Origin of the sequence: Qingshengfaniella alkalisoli (genome assembly GCF_007855645.1) — a bacterium.
Classification (GTDB): domain Bacteria; phylum Pseudomonadota; class Alphaproteobacteria; order Rhodobacterales; family Rhodobacteraceae; genus Qingshengfaniella; species Qingshengfaniella alkalisoli.
In genome coordinates this window covers 1,095,385-1,114,011 of sequence record NZ_CP042261.1, presented here as the reverse complement: position 1 = coordinate 1,114,011, position 18,627 = coordinate 1,095,385, and the positions used below count along the sequence as shown (strand labels likewise).

The 18,627-nt window shown below is 59.3% G+C and carries 17 protein-coding genes and 1 tRNA gene; 11 read left to right on the top strand and 7 right to left on the bottom strand.

What is annotated here, in order from left to right; genetic code table 11:
• Positions 1-50 precede the first annotated feature (50 nt).
• The 8 genes from FPZ52_RS05670 to FPZ52_RS19395 all read left to right on the top strand — a co-directional run bounded on the left by FPZ52_RS05670 (position 51) and on the right by FPZ52_RS19395 (position 10,588).
• Entirely contained in the window at positions 51-1,280 is a 1,230-nt protein-coding gene (locus tag FPZ52_RS05670; protein WP_146364533.1) for an SAM-dependent methyltransferase, read from the top strand.
• A gap of 75 nt (positions 1,281-1,355) precedes the next feature.
• On the top strand, positions 1,356-2,387 hold the full coding sequence (locus FPZ52_RS05665) for a cysteine synthase A (protein WP_146364531.1): 1,032 nt from the start codon (positions 1,356-1,358) through the stop codon (positions 2,385-2,387).
• A gap of 4 nt (positions 2,388-2,391) precedes the next feature.
• Complete coding sequence (locus tag FPZ52_RS05660) at positions 2,392-4,821, top strand: DUF3772 domain-containing protein (protein WP_146364529.1); 2,430 nt, start codon at positions 2,392-2,394, stop codon at positions 4,819-4,821.
• 79 nt (positions 4,822-4,900) lie between these two features.
• Positions 4,901-4,990 (top strand) — tRNA-Ser (locus tag FPZ52_RS05655).
• Positions 4,991-5,396: 406 nt separating this feature from the next.
• Positions 5,397-6,110: a response regulator transcription factor CtrA gene (gene ctrA, locus FPZ52_RS05650; protein ID WP_146364527.1), complete on the top strand. Its 714-nt coding sequence runs from the start codon at positions 5,397-5,399 to the stop codon at positions 6,108-6,110.
• Between the two features lie 66 nt (positions 6,111-6,176).
• Positions 6,177-8,291, top strand: a complete 2,115-nt coding sequence (ligA, locus tag FPZ52_RS05645) for an NAD-dependent DNA ligase LigA (RefSeq protein WP_146364525.1) — start codon at positions 6,177-6,179, stop codon at positions 8,289-8,291.
• Positions 8,288-10,378, top strand: a complete 2,091-nt coding sequence (gene recG / locus FPZ52_RS05640) for an ATP-dependent DNA helicase RecG (protein ID WP_146365672.1) — start codon at positions 8,288-8,290, stop codon at positions 10,376-10,378. The genes ligA and recG overlap by 4 nt, the downstream gene beginning before the upstream one ends.
• A gap of 87 nt (positions 10,379-10,465) precedes the next feature.
• On the top strand, positions 10,466-10,588 hold the full coding sequence (locus FPZ52_RS19395) for a hypothetical protein (protein ID WP_276617447.1): 123 nt from the start codon (positions 10,466-10,468) through the stop codon (positions 10,586-10,588).
• Positions 10,589-10,722: 134 nt separating this feature from the next.
• Here FPZ52_RS19395 and FPZ52_RS05635 read toward each other — a convergent pair whose 3' ends face one another.
• Positions 10,723-11,172 carry an iron-sulfur cluster assembly scaffold protein gene (locus FPZ52_RS05635; protein ID WP_146364522.1) on the bottom strand — a complete coding sequence of 150 codons (450 nt, stop codon included), beginning with the start codon at positions 11,170-11,172 and terminating at the stop codon, positions 10,723-10,725.
• 67 nt (positions 11,173-11,239) lie between these two features.
• Between FPZ52_RS05635 and hisI the strand changes: the two genes are divergently transcribed.
• Complete coding sequence (hisI, locus tag FPZ52_RS05630; RefSeq protein ID WP_146364520.1) at positions 11,240-11,599, top strand: phosphoribosyl-AMP cyclohydrolase; 360 nt, start codon at positions 11,240-11,242, stop codon at positions 11,597-11,599.
• Here hisI and gluQRS read toward each other — a convergent pair.
• Genes gluQRS through FPZ52_RS19390 form a run of 6 tightly spaced genes read right to left on the bottom strand, consistent with a single transcriptional unit; the run spans position 11,580 to position 16,724 of the window.
• A complete protein-coding gene (gene gluQRS / locus FPZ52_RS05625; RefSeq protein WP_146364518.1) occupies positions 11,580-12,461 on the bottom strand; it encodes a tRNA glutamyl-Q(34) synthetase GluQRS in 882 nt (293 codons plus the stop codon). The genes hisI and gluQRS overlap by 20 nt on opposite strands.
• A 3-nt stretch (positions 12,462-12,464) precedes the next feature.
• Entirely contained in the window at positions 12,465-12,689 is a 225-nt protein-coding gene (locus FPZ52_RS05620; protein ID WP_146364516.1) for a hypothetical protein, read from the bottom strand.
• A 46-nt stretch (positions 12,690-12,735) separates the two neighbouring features.
• Positions 12,736-14,103 carry a methylenetetrahydrofolate--tRNA-(uracil(54)-C(5))-methyltransferase (FADH(2)-oxidizing) TrmFO gene (gene trmFO, locus FPZ52_RS05615; RefSeq protein WP_146364514.1) on the bottom strand — a complete coding sequence of 456 codons (1,368 nt, stop codon included), beginning with the start codon at positions 14,101-14,103 and terminating at the stop codon, positions 12,736-12,738.
• Positions 14,104-14,141: 38 nt separating this feature from the next.
• A complete protein-coding gene (locus tag FPZ52_RS05610; protein ID WP_146364512.1) occupies positions 14,142-15,068 on the bottom strand; it encodes a site-specific tyrosine recombinase XerD in 927 nt (308 codons plus the stop codon).
• Positions 15,065-16,600 (bottom strand): hypothetical protein, encoded by a 1,536-nt coding sequence (locus tag FPZ52_RS05605; RefSeq protein WP_146364510.1) that lies wholly within the window; start codon positions 16,598-16,600, stop codon positions 15,065-15,067. The genes FPZ52_RS05610 and FPZ52_RS05605 overlap by 4 nt, the downstream gene beginning before the upstream one ends.
• On the bottom strand, positions 16,590-16,724 hold the full coding sequence (locus FPZ52_RS19390) for a hypothetical protein (protein WP_276617446.1): 135 nt from the start codon (positions 16,722-16,724) through the stop codon (positions 16,590-16,592). The genes FPZ52_RS05605 and FPZ52_RS19390 overlap by 11 nt, the downstream gene beginning before the upstream one ends.
• Positions 16,725-16,820: 96 nt before the next feature.
• Between FPZ52_RS19390 and FPZ52_RS05600 the strand changes: the two genes are divergently transcribed.
• Both FPZ52_RS05600 and aroB read left to right on the top strand, forming a co-directional pair.
• Entirely contained in the window at positions 16,821-17,402 is a 582-nt protein-coding gene (locus FPZ52_RS05600) for a shikimate kinase (protein ID WP_146364508.1), read from the top strand.
• Positions 17,386-18,516 carry a 3-dehydroquinate synthase gene (gene aroB / locus FPZ52_RS05595; RefSeq protein WP_146364506.1) on the top strand — a complete coding sequence of 377 codons (1,131 nt, stop codon included), beginning with the start codon at positions 17,386-17,388 and terminating at the stop codon, positions 18,514-18,516. Before FPZ52_RS05600 ends, aroB begins: the two co-directional genes overlap by 17 nt.
• Positions 18,517-18,627: the final 111 nt, after the last annotated feature.

The window sequence follows — 18,627 nt, the reverse complement described above, 5'->3', positions numbered from 1 at the left end:
TGCCGCAAGCTGCTGGTCGAGTAGGATTTTGTTACAAAGCCGGAGAAGATATGCAATTTCTGACCACCACCGATGCGCAATCGGGCCTCCCACGATATTTTGCCGAGGCGTTTCACAAAGCGTCGGGTATCGCGCATGGCAGGCTGGATGTCGTACTGCCCGACGGGCGAGGCTTCAGGATCGACTCCGGTCAGCCGGGGCCAGTGGCGCATGTCGACGTCCACAATCACGACTTGTTCGCCCGTCTGCTGCGTGACGGGTATCTGGGATTTTCCGAGGCTTATCTTGACGGGTGGTGGAGTACACCTGATCTGCAAGCCTTCATGGACCTTGTACATACCGATTTCGACATGATGCTGGACGGGTTCACGGCTGTTCGCGTGGTACGTGCATTTGAACGATTCCGGTTCTGGTTAAAGGCGAACACGAAGGCACAGGCGCGCAAGAACATCTCCTATCATTACGATCTGGGCAATGATTTCTACGCGACATGGCTTGACGATACGATGACATACTCTTCGGCTCTGTTCGAAACAGGTCAGGAAAGTATGGAAGCCGCGCAGCGCGCCAAATACGCGTCGTTGATTGATCGGATGGACGTGCAACCCGGCGATCATATTCTTGAAATCGGCTGCGGGTGGGGCGGGTTTGCGGAGTATGCGGCGGCCGAACGCGGTTTGAAAGTCACGGGGCTGACCATCAGCCAAGAGCAACTTGATTTCGCGCGGGCGCGCATTGAAAAAGCCGGGCTGTCCGATCAGGTGGAACTGAAACTGCAGGACTACCGCGACGAAAAGGGCCGATATGATGGAATTGCTTCGATCGAGATGTTTGAAGCCGTCGGGATGCGTTACTGGCCTTCTTATTTCAATGTCTTACGAGAGTGTCTTAAAGAAGGCGCGGCAGCTGCGCTGCAAATCATACTGATCGAGGATCGTCGCTTTCACATATACAGCAAAAACGTTGATTTTATTCAAAAATATATCTTTCCTGGTGGCATGCTTCCCAGCCCGTCGGTATTGCGGGATGAAGCGGCGAAAGCCGGTTTGAAGGTCGTGGGCAGCTTTGAGTTTGGCGAATCCTACAGTCAGACACTTCGTCGCTGGCATGTGCGCTTTAACGAGGAATGGGACCGTATCCGGCAGATGGGGTTTGATGATCGGTTCCGCCGTATGTGGAACTACTACCTGACCTCCTGCGCGGCCGGCTTTCATGCCGGGGCGTGCGACGTCACGCAGATTACGGTCACGGCGGATGATCTTCGTTCACCTTCAGGTTAACCTGATCAGCGGAGCAGGTTGAACATCTGCCGCTGCCTGTCTTAATGAAGACGGGACGATATTTCAGGGGGCAGCATGCACATCCAGAAGAACCTCGCCGATGCTATCGGAAACACACCTCTGATCCGCCTGAACGCGGCGAGCGAGGCGACAGGCTGCGAAATCCTGGGTAAAGCGGAATTTCTCAACCCCGGTCAGTCGGTTAAAGATCGCGCGGCGCTATATATCATTCGTGACGCGGTAGAGCGCGGCGAATTGCGCCCCGGCGGCACTATCGTGGAAGGCACAGCGGGCAACACGGGCATCGGCCTTGCGCTGGTTGGCGCATCAATGGGCTTCAAGACGGTCATCGTGATCCCCGAGACGCAGAGCCAGGAAAAGAAGGATATGATCCGGCTTGCAGGTGCCGAGTTGGTTCAGGTGCCCGCCGCGCCTTACCGCAATCCGAACAACTACATCCGCTATTCGCAACGACTGGCCGCGGAGTTGGCAAAGACGGAGCCGAACGGCGCGATCTGGGCCAATCAGTTCGACAACGTCGCCAATCGGCGCGCGCATATAGAAACCACAGGACCGGAGATCTGGGAGCAGACCGATGGCAAAGTGGATGGTTTCATCTGCGCGGTTGGATCGGGCGGGACGTTGGCGGGCGTTGCAACAGCACTGCAACCTAAGGGGGTGAAGATCGGTCTGGCCGACCCCGAAGGTGCCGCGCTGTACAGTTTTTATACCGAAGGCGAACTGAAATCCGAAGGCGACTCGATTACCGAAGGTATCGGGCAGGGGCGGATCACGGCAAACTTGGAAGGCTTCACGCCGGATATGTCCTTCCGCATCCCCGACGCCGAGGCGTTGCCGATCATCTTCGATCTACTTCGGGATGAAGGGCTGTGCCTTGGGGGGTCGTCGGGCATCAACGTCGCGGGGGCTATCCGTATGGCGAAGGAAATGGGACCGGGGCACCGGATCGTGACGGTGCTGTGTGACTACGGCAATCGCTATCAATCGAAGCTTTTCAATCCGACATTCCTACACGAAAAGAAACTGCCCGTGCCGGAATGGCTTGACCGTCCGGCCAAATCCCTTCCCGAGGTTTTCGAGGATTGATCCCATGCGCCTAGCCTATCCGGCCCGGCTACTTCTCGGTTTTGTGCTGAGCGTCTTGATGGTTGCAGGGGCGTGGGCACAGGAAGCTGCGCAAACGCCGGACTACGATGCATGGCAGGCAAAACTGGAACAGGCGCAGCGTGTTCTTGCGGCCGAGTCAACAACTGAACAGCAACTTGAGGAACTGCGCGCGGACATCGTGACATGGCGGGCACGTTTCCTTGAGGCTGAAAGTATAAATTCGGGGCAGATCGAGACCCTTCAACGTCAGATAGATGCGTTGGGATCCGCGCCTGCCGAGGGCGAAAGCGAGCCCGAAGACATCGCGAACAGGCGCTCGGAACTGGAAGAGCAGCTGGCTGACGTCCGCGCACCGAGTCTGCGTGCGACCGAGGCATTTTCCAGCGCCGATGGTTTCGTCAGAGAGATCGACAAATCGCTTAGGGCGCGTGAAACTGCGGATCTGCTGTCGCGCGTGGATACGCCGCTGAACCCACTTAACTGGGCGCCGGTGATCGAGGTGTTACGTGGCTTGGCAAAGCAGATCCCATCCGAGATCAATGAACGTCTTCATGGCGAGCGGACGCTCAATCAGATCGTGACAAATCTTGTTGGGCCGCTGATCCTGGCTGCGGTGAGTTTTTACATTTTCGTGCGTAGTCGGCGTTGGGCAAGCTATTGGGAAGGGCGGGTCGCGCGGCTCGGCAATCCCTCATTCCGTATGGCCGCGATCGGTCTGGTGGTCCTGTTGCAACTGGCTTTGCCGTGGGCGGGGTTAGTACTGTTCACGACGGCGCTTAGTATCTCCGGCCTGTTTGGACCGATCGGGCTGTCTGTCCTGCGTTCCATCCCCGCAGCCGGTCTTGTCCTGATCGTTGGCTTTTGGCTGAACCTGCGTCTTTTCCCGGCTGAAGACCGTCAGATCGGGCGTAGCGTTCTGGACAATCAGCAGCGCGCGGCTGCCCGTTGGATCACGCGCAGTATCGTGCCCTTGCTGGGGCTGTATTCCTTCATTGTCGTCCTTGGCGATGGGCTGGAGTTGAACCCTTTGGCGGTGGATTACACCGGCTTCATCGTAATCGTGGCAATGGCCATCCCGTTGTTTCGTCTCGGCCAAGTTCTGTCGCGGTCGCGCTTCCGCGATGATGAGAGGGACACGGAAGAGGAGGGGGCCGCCCATTTCGAGGAAGGCGCCATTGTCCTGATCGGCCGTGTGGCCAGGGTCGTCGCGGTGCTGGGCGTCTCTGCCGGGTGTTTTGGCTATCTCAACATTGCCGAGGCAGCGGTCATTTCTGCGATACTGTCGATTGCGCTGTTCGGTTTTATCTTTCTGCTGCAACGTACGTTCGCACGGTTGTACAGTATTGCGACCACGGGCAAGGACGACATCGCGGACGGGCTGGTCCCGTTACTTGTTGGCGGGCTATTGGGGCTGGTGGCGTTGCCGGTCCTGGCGCTGATATGGGGTGCTCGTTGGACTGATCTGACCGAGGTATGGGCGCGGGTCAGGGAAGGCATCGTGCTCGGTGACACACGCCTTTCGCCTGAAGTGCTGTTGACCCTGATCGTCGTGTTCGCGCTCGGATACGGGATCACGCGGCTTGTTCAGAATGGGCTGGGCAGGACGATTCTGCCCAAAACCGATCTGGACCAGGGTGCTCGGACTGCGTTGGTGTCCGGCGTTGGCTATGTCGGGATATTCCTTGCGGGGATCGCGGCGATCACGAGCGCGGGGCTGAACCTGTCTTCTCTCGCCATCGTCGCGGGCGCGTTGTCGGTCGGGATCGGTTTCGGTCTTCAGACCATCGTCTCGAACTTCGTCTCGGGGATCATCCTGCTGATCGAGCGGCCGGTATCCGAAGGCGACTGGATCGAGGTGAACGGCCAGATGGGCTATGTCCGCCGCATCGCGGTGCGCGCAACGCGGATTGAAACCTTCGACCGCACGGATGTGATCGTGCCGAATTCCGATCTGATCTCGGGGCAGGTGACGAACTGGACGCGCGGCAATCTTGTCGGGCGTGTGATCGTCCCTGTGGGTGTGGCTTATGGTACGGATACAAAGACAGTTGAGCGTATCCTGATGGAGATTGCTGAAGCACATCCCATGGTCATCCTGTCGCCTCCACCGGCCGCGCTGTTCATAGGGTTCGGAGAGGATTCTATGGATTTCGAGATACGGGCGATCATACGCGACGTGAACTTCGTTATGAATGTGAAATCCGAAATGAACCATGAAATCGCGCGCAGATTTGTAGAAGAGGGAATCGAAATTCCCTTTGCGCAGCGGGACATCTGGATTCGCAATCCGGAGACGCTGCATGGTGCATCTGCCGAGCGCAAGCAGGCTAAAACACCGTCCAAGTCCCCGCAAGCTCCCTTCGTGACCGAGGGTGATATGGTGGATGGTGACGGGGATGGCGACGCGACCTGACGGAACGGGCAGGCTGCGTCGGAATTTTTCTTGCAAGGTCTTGCAACCCGCGCCGCGGTGAGTATACGTCAGCCCTCACGGAGAGGTGGCCGAGTGGTCGAAGGCGCACGCCTGGAAAGTGTGTAGGCGGGAAACCGTCTCCAGGGTTCGAATCCCTGTCTCTCCGCCACAATCGCTTCATGTGTTTGAACAAGCTACAGCAGCCGTGGTTTTCTGCTACAATTCATCCGTGTGTGCACAATATGCGCTCATGACGATGCTGAGGCGATTGACAGTATCACGCCGAGTCAATGAGCGGGTCTGTTGCTCAGAACGGTGGAACTGATCGAAGGTGCGACAAATTCGATATGCGTGGTCCGCAGCGCATTGGATTCGACGGCTTCGACCGTGAGGCGATCCTTCGTTTATCTAGTGCAGAACGTGGCGACAGCCCTAACTTCGTATCAATAATCCCATAGTGCGGGGAGACAATAGCCCCAAAGGTCACCAAGAACAACTTTGAGTTGATTTACTAACCTATGATTAACTAAACTTGTCCAACGTCACGCTAGGTCGTGGACAAGTGGAGAACATTGATGCGCGTATTGCTGGTCGAGGACGATCCGACAACATCTAAGAGCATAGAGATGATGCTTAGCCATGCCGATCTGAACGTATTCTGCACGGATACGGGAGAAGAAGGTATCGAGCTGGCGAAGCTCTACGATTACGATATCATCCTGCTAGATCTGGGTCTTCCGGATATGACGGGGCATGATGTGCTTCGCAAGTTGCGGCTTGGCAAGATTGAAACGCCGGTACTGATCCTTTCGGGCACCGACGACACGGACAGTATAATTCGTGGTTTCGGGCAGGGGGCGGATGATTATCTGACCAAGCCGTTCCACCGCGAAGAACTGGTAGCGCGTATTCATGCGATCATCCGTCGCTCGAAAGGACATTCGCAGGCCGTGATCCATACGGGGCTGATTTCAGTCAACCTAGACGCGAAAACCGTTGAGACTGACAATGGGCCAGTGCATCTGACCGGGAAGGAGTACCAGATGCTGGAGCTTCTTTCCCTGCGCAAGGGTACGACCCTGACCAAGGAGATGTTCCTCAACCATCTTTATGGCGGCATGGACGAGCCGGAGCTGAAGATAATCGACGTCTTCATCTGCAAACTTCGCAAGAAGCTGGCGCAGGCCACGGGTGGCGAAAGCTATATCGAGACCGTTTGGGGGCGCGGCTATGTCCTGCGTGATCCGGATACTGTCAGCCAGATGGAACCCATAGCCCTGCGTGCCTGATCATACTGGACGTTTGGGCGCCCGCGAAATATCACTCCAGACACGAAGCTGGAGTGAGGGCCGACCGTGCGGGAACCGAATGTCGAAGCGCTGACAGAGGAACAGGCGAAGGCGGAACTGGCGGAGTTGGCTGTAAAGCTGGAACGCGCCGATTTGGCATATCATCAGGATGATGCGCCCGAAATTTCGGACGCGGAATATGACCGGCTGAAACAACGCAATGCCGCGATCGAGGATCGGTTCCCCGCGCTGAAACGCCTCGACAGCCCTTCTGACCAAGTCGGTGCGCCAGTTGCCGAAGGTTTCGGCAAGATCACTCATGCGCGACGCATGATGTCGCTGGGCAATGCGTTCGACGATAACGATATCCGCGATTTCGACCGTTCGATCCGGAAGTATCTGGGGCTACCGGATGATGCGGCGCTGTCCTACGTGGCCGAACCCAAGATCGATGGGTTGTCGCTGTCGTTGCGCTATGAAGACGGCAGGCTGATCCATGCGGCTACGCGCGGCGACGGAACGGTGGGCGAGAACGTTACCGCAAATGCGCGCACGATCAACGACATTCCGATCGAGATCAGTGGTGCCCCGGCGATCTTCGAGGTGCGCGGCGAAGTCTATATGAGCCACGAGGACTTCGCGGCGCTCAACGAGCGACAGGAAGCATCGGGCCAGAAAACCTTTGCCAACCCCCGAAACGCTGCAGCAGGGTCGCTGCGGCAGTTGGATTCGTCCATCACCGCCAGCCGTCCCTTGAGGTTCTTTGCCTATAGTTGGGGCGAGATTTCCAATAGTTTTGCGGATACGCAGGATGGTGCGATCAGGGCGCTGGAGGCGTTCGGCTTTTCGGTCAACCCCCTGGCGCTGCACTGCGCGACGGTCGAGGATTTGCTGACCCATTACCATAAGATCGAAGAACAACGTGCCTCGCTCGGTTATGATATCGACGGTGTCGTCTACAAGGTGGATGACCTTGCGTTGCAGGAACGGCTGGGCTTTCGGTCGACCACACCACGTTGGGCGATTGCACATAAGTTTCCCGCTGAACTGGCCTGGACCCAGCTTGAGGCCATCGACATTCAGGTGGGCCGCACCGGGGCGCTGTCGCCTATTGCGCGGCTGACACCCATCACGGTCGGGGGGGTGGTCGTGTCCAATGCGACACTTCACAATGAGGACTACATCGCAGGCCGCGATTCCAAGGGCGAAACGATCCGCGATGGCAAGGACATTCGCGTGGGTGACTGGGTTCAGGTCTACCGCGCCGGCGACGTGATCCCGAAGGTCGCGGATGTGGATTTGTCGAGACGCCCGGAGGGTGCCGTGCCTTACACCTTTCCTGAAGTCTGTCCCGAATGTGGATCTGAAGCCATTCGCGAGGAGGGCGACGCCGTGCGGCGCTGCTCGGGCGGGTTGATCTGTCCCGCGCAGGCGGTAGAGAAGCTGAAGCATTTCGTGTCGCGCGCGGCGTTTGACATCGAAGGGCTGGGGGCCAAGCAGGTCGAACAGTTCTACCGTGACGGCTGGATCAGGGAACCGGCAGATATTTTCACGCTGCGCGACCGTTTCGGCAGTGGCATGCAGCAGTTGAAGAACCGCGAGGGTTGGGGCGAGAAATCGGCGGACAACCTGTTCGACGCGATTGATCGGGCGCGCAGCGTCGATTTGGACAAGCTGATTTTCGCGTTGGGGATCCGCCATGTGGGCGAAAGCGCCTCCAGCCTTCTGGCACGCCATTATGGTGATTGGTCAGGTTTCGAGACCGCAATGGATGCGGTAGAAGAAGGCAACGCTGTGTGGGATGATCTGTTGTCCATCGATGGTGTGGGAGCGGTCATGGCGACGTCGCTGGTGACCACGATGCAGCAGGAAGCCGAGCGCGCATCCATCGACCGGTTGATCGAACGTCTTGACGTACAGGACGTGGCCGCGCCAGACACCGCAGACAGCCCTGTGGCGGGCAAGACGGTCGTGTTCACCGGGACGCTGGAGAAGATGACCCGCGCAGAGGCCAAGGCACGCGCCGAAGCCCTGGGCGCGAAAGTGTCCGGATCGGTGTCGGCCAAGACGGACCTCTTGGTTGCGGGGCCCGGCGCCGGATCCAAGGCGAAGAAGGCGGCGGAACTCGGTGTCGAGACCATGGATGAGGATGCGTGGCTGGCGCTGATCGGCGCAACATGAGCGGTCGGCCGCAGATCCTGTTTCCGTTGTTTTCGGCTCTGACGTCTTTGGATGGCGTGGGACCAAAAACCGCCCAACTACTGCCCAACCTGGGGGTAGAAAAGCCTCGCGACCTGCTGTTCAACCTACCCGAAGGTGGCATCGACAGGCGTAAGCGCGACAGTGTGCAGGGGTTGCCGGACGGAACCACCGTGACGGTGGAGATAGAGATTCTGTCCCATCATGCACCTTCAGGGAAGGGGCGACCCTACCGGATCGTCACGCAGGACAGCCAGACAACCCTGACGCTGATCTGGTTTCATGCGCGTGCCGCCTATCTGGAAAACCTGTTGCCGCTCGGCGCAAGACGCGTCGTGTCTGGCAAGTTGGAACTGTTTGAAGGCCATGCGCAGATGGCGCATCCGGACTATGTGGTCGTTCCGGACCAGGTGGCCGACATCCCCGATTATGAGCCGGTGTACCCGCTCACCGCGGGTCTGACCCGCAAGGCGGCGATCAAGGCGGTTGGGTCCGCCTTGGACAAGGCGCCCGATCTACCCGAATGGATTGACGCGGAATTTCTGCGTCGCAAGGAATGGCCCGCATGGCGTGATGCGCTGCAGGCAGCCCATCATCCGCAACATACCGATGATCTTGCGCGAAATGCTCCGGCGCGGGCGCGCTTGGCCTATGATGAATTCTTCGCCAACCAGTTGACTCTGTCCTTGGCACGCGCGCGGGTGCGTCGTGCACAGGGCCGCGTGACGCGCGGCGACGGAAGCTTGCAACGCAAGGTGGTCGACAGGCTGGGCTATGCCTTGACCGGGGCACAGTTGCGGTCGGCGCAAGAAATCGCAGCTGATCTTGCAAGCGATCGAAAGATGTACCGACTGCTACAAGGCGATGTGGGGTCGGGCAAGACGCTCGTGGCGTTCCTGTCGCTTCTTGTCGCCGTGGAGGCTGGCGGGCAGGGCGTACTGATGGCGCCGACCGAGATCCTAGCGCGGCAGCATCTGGAGTCTCTGCAACCCCTTGCGCAGGATGCTGGCGTGCGTCTGGATATACTGACGGGACGCGACGGTGGCGCGACGCGGGCGTCCAAGCTGAAGGATGTGGCCGATGGGCAGATAGATGTCCTCGTTGGCACCCATGCGGTCTTTCAGGCCGATGTGACGTTTCATGATCTGCGCCTCGCCGTGATCGACGAACAGCACCGTTTCGGCGTGCAGCAGCGGCTAGATCTGGGTGCGAAGGGACAGGCGACGGATGTGCTGGTCATGACGGCAACGCCGATCCCCCGTTCGCTTGCCCTGACGAATTTCGGGGATATGGACCTGTCGGTTCTGGACGAAAAGCCACCGGGGCGGACGCCCGTCGAAACCGCCCTCGTGTCAGCAGATAAGTTCGATCAGGTGATCGCGCGGTTGCGCCAGGCAGTGATAGACGGGCGGCAGGCTTACTGGGTGTGTCCGCTGGTCGATGACAGTGAAACACGCGATCTGGTGTCGGCCGAGGACCGGTTCAAGCGTTTGCGCGCTGCGCTCGGTGACGAGGTTGTCGGGCTGGTCCATGGCCAAATGCCAACCGAACAGAAGGACGCCGCGATGGAGGCGTTCACCAGCGGCAAGACGCGCGTTCTGGTGGCTACGACGGTGATCGAAGTCGGGGTAAACGTGCCGAGCGCCTCTATCATGATCATCGAACATGCGGAGATTTTCGGCCTCGCCCAGCTGCACCAGTTGCGCGGCCGGGTCGGGCGTGGGGCCGAGAAATCCACCTGCCTGTTGCTCTATCATCCGCCGCTGTCGCAAAGCGGAACGCGGCGTCTGACGTTGTTGCGCGACACGGAAGACGGGTTCCGGATTGCCGAAGAAGACCTCGCCATGCGGGGTGCGGGGGATCTTCTGGGGACAGCCCAATCCGGTTTGCCACGGTTCAGGATCGCCGATGCGGAAAGTCAGACAGCGCTTCTGGTCACAGCGCGGGATGATGCACGTGCCTTGTTGACGCGCGATCCGGACCTGAAATCGGACCGCGGAGAAGCAGCGAGAACCCTGCTTTGGCTGCTTGAACAGGACCGAGCACTGCGGCTTCTGGGAGTCGGCTGATCTGCTTCGTTCACAAATGTTCTTAAAAAGTTCTTTACGCGAATCGCGAATCAGAACATAACAAGAACAACGGCGAGGGAGACGACAATGTTGAACGATCTTAAGGATGTATTTCAGCGCACGTCACGCGATCTGTGGCAGGATTTGCTTGGTGCAAGCGCGTTGATGCTGGCTTTCTTGTTCTTGTTCCACCTGCCCATTCTGTTCTGATCTGCCTGCGATTTGCGCCATCGCGCGGCCATGTCCCCATGGTTCCACCTGCCTTTCGCGCGAGGGGCGATCGCCTTCACTGCGCCGTCTCCACTGTCCCGGAGGCGGCGCTTTTTCTGTTCAGTCTAAGGGCGTCAGGCGCAGGCACGACGGGCGGCGTCGTCCAGTGCGGCCAGCGTCGCGTCGAGGCTCAGCAGGATAGACCCATGGCGGTTGCCATAGTCCCGCGCGGGAAGCATGACTTCCAGATCCTCGAAGGGCGCGTCGGGGGTCGGGCCACCTTCCTTTAGCATAGCGGCGAGTTGGTCGCGCGCGGTCTGAACTTCGGCCCGGCTTCGCCCGATCACATGGGTGCCTACGACAGCGGCGGTCGCCTGTCCCAGCGCACAGGCCTTTACGTCTTGGGCAAACTGGGTGATGCGCCCGTCCTCAACGCCGATATCGACCGATACCACCGACCCGCAAAGCGGCGCGCGTTTGCTGGCCGATCCGTCCGGCGTGTCCAGATGCCCCTGATGCGGGATACTCGTGGCAAGCGCCAGGATCTTCTTGGAATAGAGCTTGATCAGATCCGCTTCCGGCATGGTGGCTTTCCCTTCTCGGTCGAGTCTCCTACATAGGCGTCGTGTTTGTCAAAGCAAAGGACCCGACATGGCTTTCGATCCGAGCAGCCTGAAATACGATGCCAACGGACTTATCCCCGTCGTGACACAGGATCATTCCAGCCATGAGGTACTTATGGTCGCGTGGATGAATGCGGACGCCGTGAAAAAGACGCTCGACGGCGGAAAAGTGACCTATTGGTCGCGTTCGCGGCAAAAATTTTGGGTCAAGGGCGAAACCAGCGGGCATGTTCAGACACTGGTCGAGATGCGCGTGGATTGTGACCGCGACTGCCTTCTGGTGCTCGTGGATCAAACCGGACCCGCATGCCACACGAACCGTAGAAGCTGTTTCTTCACTTCGGTGAATGCGGAAGGCGAAACCGAGATCATGAAGCCGATGGTGTAGACAGCCCGACCATCTGTCTGATCTGCTTGGGCGTCGCGCCGTCTTGGCGGTACAGCCGGATCGCACGTGCGTCGTCGCGCTTTGCCAGTCGCTTGCCGGTTTCGTCGCGGATAAGATGGTGGTGGTGGTATCGCGGGGTGGGCAGGTCGAGCAGCGCCTGCAACACAACGTGAATCGCCGTGGCGTCGAACAGGTCTTCGCCCCGGATCACATCGGTGATCTGTTGCTCGGCATCGTCTATCACGACCGACAGGTGATAGGAGGTTCCCATGCCTGCGCGCGCAAGGATGAAGTCGCCGACCCGCTTGATTAGCGTGTCGCGGTCGAGTTCGGCGTCTCCGGCATGGGGCGCGCCCGTCTCGTCAAATATCAGCCGTTTGGCGGGGATGCGATCCAGCGCTTTCGCCATGTCCAGCCGTAGAACGGCCTCCTCTGGCATTGGGGCAGGCGGGCGTGGTGTATCCATCCTGTGGCGACAGGTTCCGGGATAGATCAACCCGTCGGGTCCGTGCAACGGTGCGCCTTCCTGTGGAGCTGACAATGCGGCCTCGATATCGCGCCGCTTGCAGGTACAGATATAGAGCAGCCCCGTATCCCACAGTCGAGACAGCGCCGCGCGGTAGACTGGCAAACGTTGTGATTGCACCATTACCGGCTCAGGCCATTCCAGCCCGAGCCATCGCAGATCGTCATGGATCAGCCGTTCCCATTCAGGCCGCGCGCGACTTTGATCGATGTCTTCGAGTCTTAGAAGAAACTCACCGGAATATCGTCTAGCCGCGTCGAAATTCAGAAGCGCCGAGTAGGCATGTCCCAGATGCAACGGGCCGGTGGGCGATGGCGCAAACCGCGTCCTGACCACTGATCAGTCCCGTTCGCGGGTCATGTCCCGCATGAAACGGTCAGCGCGGCGGTTCGTGGCCGATTGATGGATCAGGAACCATGCGAGGATGATGAACATGGGATGCGTCAGCCCGCCCGAGAAAAATAGGGCGGGAATCCAGATCACCAGAACGATCAGGCCGATGAAGATGCGACCGGCGAGCATGATCGCCAGCGGAGGCAGAAGAAGGGCAAGCAAATACAGCATGGCTAGATATATGTTGCGCGGGTTAGCGCGGCACAAGCCCCGGCATTCAAACGGTTTCCGGTTTTTCAGCGGCGTCGAAATGTTCCAGCCATCCGGCCCAGGATACCTTCGCCCGGTCAGTATAGGCCTTGTAGCGTTCTTTTCGTCCACGGCGTCCGCCCTTGGCGTCGATCGGTGGGAACAGGCCGAAATTGACGTTCATCGGCTGGAAGGTCTTGGCGTCAGCACCGCCGGTGATATGCGTCACCAGCGCGCCGATGGCAGTGTCCGACGGCACAGGTGGCAAGTCACGCCCTGTCAGTTCCGCAACCGCGAGACGTGCGGCCAGCAGGCCCATGGAACAGCTTTCGACATAGCCTTCCACACCCGTGATCTGCCCGGCAAAGCGGATATGCGGTTTAGACCGTAGTCGCATCTGGCCATCGAGCAGGGTGGGCGAGTTCAGGAAGGTGTTGCGATGAATGCCGCCCAGCCGGGCAAAGCGCGCCTCTTCCAGCCCCGGGATCATGCGCAGGATATCGGCCTGAGCGCCGTACTTCATCTTGGTCTGGAAGCCTACGATGTTGAACAGCGTGCCAAGGGCGTTATCGCGGCGCAATTGTACAACAGCATAGGGTTTCACGTCGGGCTCATGCGGGTTCGTCAGACCAACGGGTTTCATGGGGCCGAAGCGCAGGGTTTCCCGGCCGCGTTCCGCCATGACCTCAATGGGCAGACATCCGTCGAAATACTTGGCGGTTTCGCCTTCGTGGAATTCGGTCTTGTCGGATTCGATCAGCGCGTCGATGAAGGCTTCATAGGTCGCCTTGTCCATCGGGCAGTTGAGATAGGCCTTGCGTTCTTCTTCCGTCTCGCCCTTGTCATAGCGCGACTGGAACCACGCTTTCGACATGTCAATGCTTTCGGCGTAGACGATGGGCGCGATGGCATCGAAAAAGGCCAGCGCTTCTTCCCCTGTTTCCGCCCGGATTGCTTCGGCAAGCGCGCCCGAGGTCAGTGGGCCGGTGGCGATGATCGTAGGCTGATCCGCAGGCGGCAGGGCGGTGATCTCATCGTCGGACACCGTGATCAGCGGATGCGCACGCAGCTTTGCCGTGATCGCTTCGGCGAAAGGTTCGCGATCAACTGCCAAGGCACCACCCGCTGGCAGGGCATGTTGGTCGGCCATGGAGATGACCAGGCCACCCGCCTGACGCATTTCCCAATGCAGCAACCCGACGGCGTTCTGCTCGTCATCATCGGAACGGAAGGAATTGGAACATACCATTTCCGCGAAATTACCGGTCTTGTGCGCGAAGGTTTCGACCTTTGGGCGCATTTCGTGCAGCACCACGGGCACGCCAGCGTTTGCCGCCTGCCATGCCGCTTCCGACCCGGCCATTCCGGCCCCGATGATATGCAATGTCTTTGTCATGCGGCTCACATAGGGCGCATCGGGCGACTTGGAAAGACCTAGTCCTTTGCCATCGGGTGATGTTCCAGTACCAACTCCTTCAGCCGCGCCTCGATTACATGGGTGTAAATTTCCGTCGTAGACAGGTCGGAATGCCCCAGAAGTAATTGAATTGCGCGCAGGTCCGCGCCGTTTTCCAAAAGATGCGTGGCAAAAGCATGACGCAACGTATGGGGCGTGACCTTGTCAGGGTTGATGCCTGCATCCAGCGCGATCCGCTTGATCGTGATAAAGAAATTCTGTCGTGTGATATGACCGGCTTTGGACCAACTAGGAAACAGATAGGGCGAACGCGGCTTGCCCTTTTCGCGCAGGGCGATGTCTTCCAGCGCGTCTCGATGTTGCAGCCAAGCGGCCAAGGCCGCGCGCGCGGGCCGAGACAGAGGCACCAGGCGCTCCTTGCCGCCCTTGCCGCGCACATAGAGAACCTGCGGGTCACCGCGTGCTGCCGCGACGGGCAGGGTAACCAGTTCGCTGACCCGCAGACCGGTGGCGTAAAGCACCTCCATCATGCAACTGTTGCGCATCTTTTCGGTTGCATTTCGTCCGGACGATCCGGCCTGTTCCAGCATCGCGGAAATTTCGTCTACGCCGAGTGTCTTGGGTAGCCGCTTGGTTTTGCCCGGTCCCTTGATCTGAATCGCGGGATTGTCGGCACGAAACCCTTCCTCGAAGGCGAAGCGATAGAGTTGCCGGATCGAGGCCAGTCGCCGCGCACGCGTTGCGCGGGCCAGCCCCTGCGCGTTGCACCATTCCAGATAGGCTTCGACATCTGCGCGCATGGCAGTGTCCATGCCGATATTATGGCGGGCCAGCCATTCGTCGAAGTCTTTCAGGTCACGCCCATAGGCCAGCAAGGTATTGCGTGCGGCGTCCAGTTCGGCGGCCTGCGCCTCCAGAAAGCCGCTGATCCATCGGGTGCTCATGCGCGCTGGTCCAAAAGAATGAATTGCAGTGCTGCATGGCGGGCTACGGTTTCCTGCCCTCCGGCAATCAGCACATTCAACGCCCGCGCGATATCATCGGGGTCGGTTTCGGTTCCGCTTGCCAGATCATGTAGGGCCAGAAGTAGCGCCTCACCAACGCGACCGTTCCGCATCATGTCCTTGGTTTCGACCGGAACCTCGCCGCTTAGCAGCACTTCTGCGAGAATTGCGCTACGGCTATCGGGCGGGGAAGCTTCGGACAACCTGTCAAGTGCAACGGCTGATGCGAACTGAAGGTGCGGTGGCATCTCGATCGAATCGTCGGGCGGCAGGAAGGCCGCTCCAGAGTTGGAGACCAGTGCCAGTTCATAGGCGGTTTGCGCCGCGCTGCCATCCAGAGCCAGCCGCGACAAGCGGAGCGCCATCATATGTGCAAGCGCAGCCTCTAGCCCGTTTTCTTCCATCAAGGGCGCGCAATGTGTCAGTGCCCGTGCGACGGATTTTGTATCTCCCGCGTTGATCGCGATGTCCAGCGCCTGAATCGCGGCAACGCGGTCCCAGGCTCCTCCCGAGGCAGAGGGTCGCCGCGTCGTATAGATAGTCAACAGGTCTTTGCTGTCGATCGCCCCGTCGCGCACCAGCCGTTCGCTTGCGACAATCTGCGCCTTCCAGCCGATGACGTGACGCAGATCTGAATGGGCGAAGGCCAGCGGCAAATCCTGTGTTGGAACGCGCTCGCCGATCCCTTCCAGTAGGCGGTAGTCGAGCGGTGTTATAGGCTCAGGCAGGGGCAGGTCGGGTTCACCCTCGAACAACTCGGGGTCAAGAAAACGCGCCAGCAAGTCGCGCGACTGCATGTCGATTCGGCCAAGCGCGGTTGCCGTTTCCAGCGTTAGCGCCGCCGTGGTCCATCGCCCGACGCGGGCCAGACAGAATACCCGTGCCTCATAGCTGGGCGACAATTCGGGGCTGGCGTCCAGTGTCGCACAACCGCGATCTTCGGTTCCGGTCAGAAGCGCAATGTCGAACCAGCGGCGGAACATGTCCGGCGAGGTGGTGCCGGTGCGTTCGATCAAGCTTCGCGCGTCGGCCAGCGCGGCGGTTCCGAGCAGCGCATCCACGCGTGCCCGCAAGAGCGATCCGTCGCCGACAGGCGGATCGCGCGTTTCTGCAATCATCAGCGTGTGAAACAACCGTTGCATCGCGGGCAACTGCTGCGCGGGCATGGTCGCGATCAACTCCGCCAGTCGCTCCGGGTCCGATCCGCTCCACAGATCGGGCGGCAGCCCAAAGGCTTCGGCCTTTTCCAACCCGGACGCGTCGGGCAGCGTTTCATCCAGTGATCGGACGGTGATCCTGCCTATGGGCTTGGCTGGTGTAGCTGGCGGCTCCGCCGTCGGCTGTGGCTGATCCAGGCTTTCCGACAGCCAAGGAATTGCGGACAGTGGTGCCGACTCGGATTGCGCCACTGCCTGCGTCGCCAGAATCGTCGCGAAAGCGGAAGAAAGGGCTAGTCCGGACCTACTCGCCATCCAACTCCACCGGAATTCGCGTTTCCGACTGGTTCGGGCTGATATCGCCAAAATAGGCGTAACCCGACAAGCCGAGGAATCCGAGGACGATAAGGATAAGAAGAATCTTCAGAAATCTGATCATTGGGCTGCCTGTGTTTAACCTGCTCTCGCGGCTTTTCAGGATTATAACTGGTCACTTCGGCAAGATCACGCCATAGAAGGGCAAAATGTTACGAATATGCGGAGTTCGGCCTGCGTGGCTTATGAATTAAAGAAAACCGTGGTGCTCGTGGGCATGATGGGCGCGGGAAAAACAGCGGTGGGCACGGCGCTGGCCCGGCTGCTCAATGTACCGTTCATAGATCAGGACGATGAAATCGAACGCGCTGCCAACCGCACTATTGCGGAAATTTTCCGCGATCATGGCGAGCCGTTCTTCCGGCAGAAAGAAACGCAGGTTCTCGAACGCCTTCTGTCCGCAAAACCCATGGTTCTGTCCACCGGTGGCGGCGCGTATCTTCAGGAACGAAATCGAGATCTGATCGGCAGCCACGCTACCGCGCTTTGGCTGGACGCGCCGCTCGACCTGCTATGGGCGCGGGTGCGTCATCGGACGACACGCCCCTTGCTGATGACGTCGGACCCGTATCAGACTTTGGCCGATATGGTGAAAGTACGCACGCCATTCTATGCGCAGGCACCTATACATGTTCGGGCGGAACACAACAGATCGGTGGAGGACATGGCCAAGAAGGTTCGCGACACCTTGGCCGAGCATCCCGAAGTTTTGAAGGCGAACAATCATGTCCAATCAAATTGATACGGTCCGCGTAGAACTTGGCAGCCGCAGCTACGATGTCGAAATCGGGGAAGGCCTGATCGGACGTGCGGGCGAGCGCGTTGCGCCACTTCTGTCGCGCTCGCGCGTTGCCATCGTTACTGATCAGAACGTAGCGGCGCTACATTTGAAACCGCTGACTGACGCATTCGCCGATGCGGGCATCGAAAGCACCGCCCTAATCCTGCCCGCAGGCGAGGCTACGAAATGCTGGACGGAACTATCTCGCACGGTCGAATGGCTGCTCGACCAGAAGATCGAGCGCCGCGACGTGGTAATCGCGCTCGGCGGCGGGGTGATCGGCGATCTTGTTGGCTTTGCCGCCGCCATCCTGCGGCGTGGGGTGCGGTTCGTGCAGATCCCGACATCGCTGTTGGCGCAGGTGGACAGTTCCGTTGGTGGCAAGACGGGAATCAACGCACCCCAAGGCAAGAACCTGGTAGGTGCCTTTCATCAGCCATCGCTCGTCTTGGCGGATATCGCCGTGCTGGATACCTTGCCTGCGCGAGACTTTCTGGCGGGCTATGGTGAGGTCGCGAAATACGGGCTTCTGGGAGATTCAGCATTCTTCGAACGCCTCGAAATGGATGCCCCGAAAATCGCGGAGGGAGATCGTGCCGCACGACGCGCCGCCGTCAAACGGTCGATCGAGATGAAGGCCGAGATTGTAGCGCGGGACGAAACCGAACAGGGAGATCGTGCGCTGCTGAATCTTGGTCATACATTTTGTCACGCGCTGGAAGCGGCCACCGGCTACTCCAGCCGTCTGCTGCATGGTGAGGGCGTGGCTGTCGGATGTGCGCTGGCCTTCGATCTGTCGTCACGCATGGGGCTATGTTCGCAGGAGGATCCCAGCCGCGTTCGCGCGCATCTGCGCAAGATGGGTATGAAGACCGATTTCGCGGATATCGACGGGGACCTGCCGGATGCTGATGCTCTGATCGAATTGATGGCACAGGACAAGAAGGTTATGGATGGCAAACTGCGCTTCATCCTTGCACGCGGGATCGGAGAAGCCTTCGTGACGGATGCCGTGAACCGCGAAATGCTTCGTGCGATGCTTGAACAAGAACTTTCAGCGAGACGTGCCACCTGAGTAGGTATTCCTGTCTCGGCGTTACGGACCTCTCCCCCTTATGTTCTGTGGCCATTGGGGAGCGCTGCCTAATGTGACGCAAATGGCTGGTTCGTCACAAGATCGCGTAGG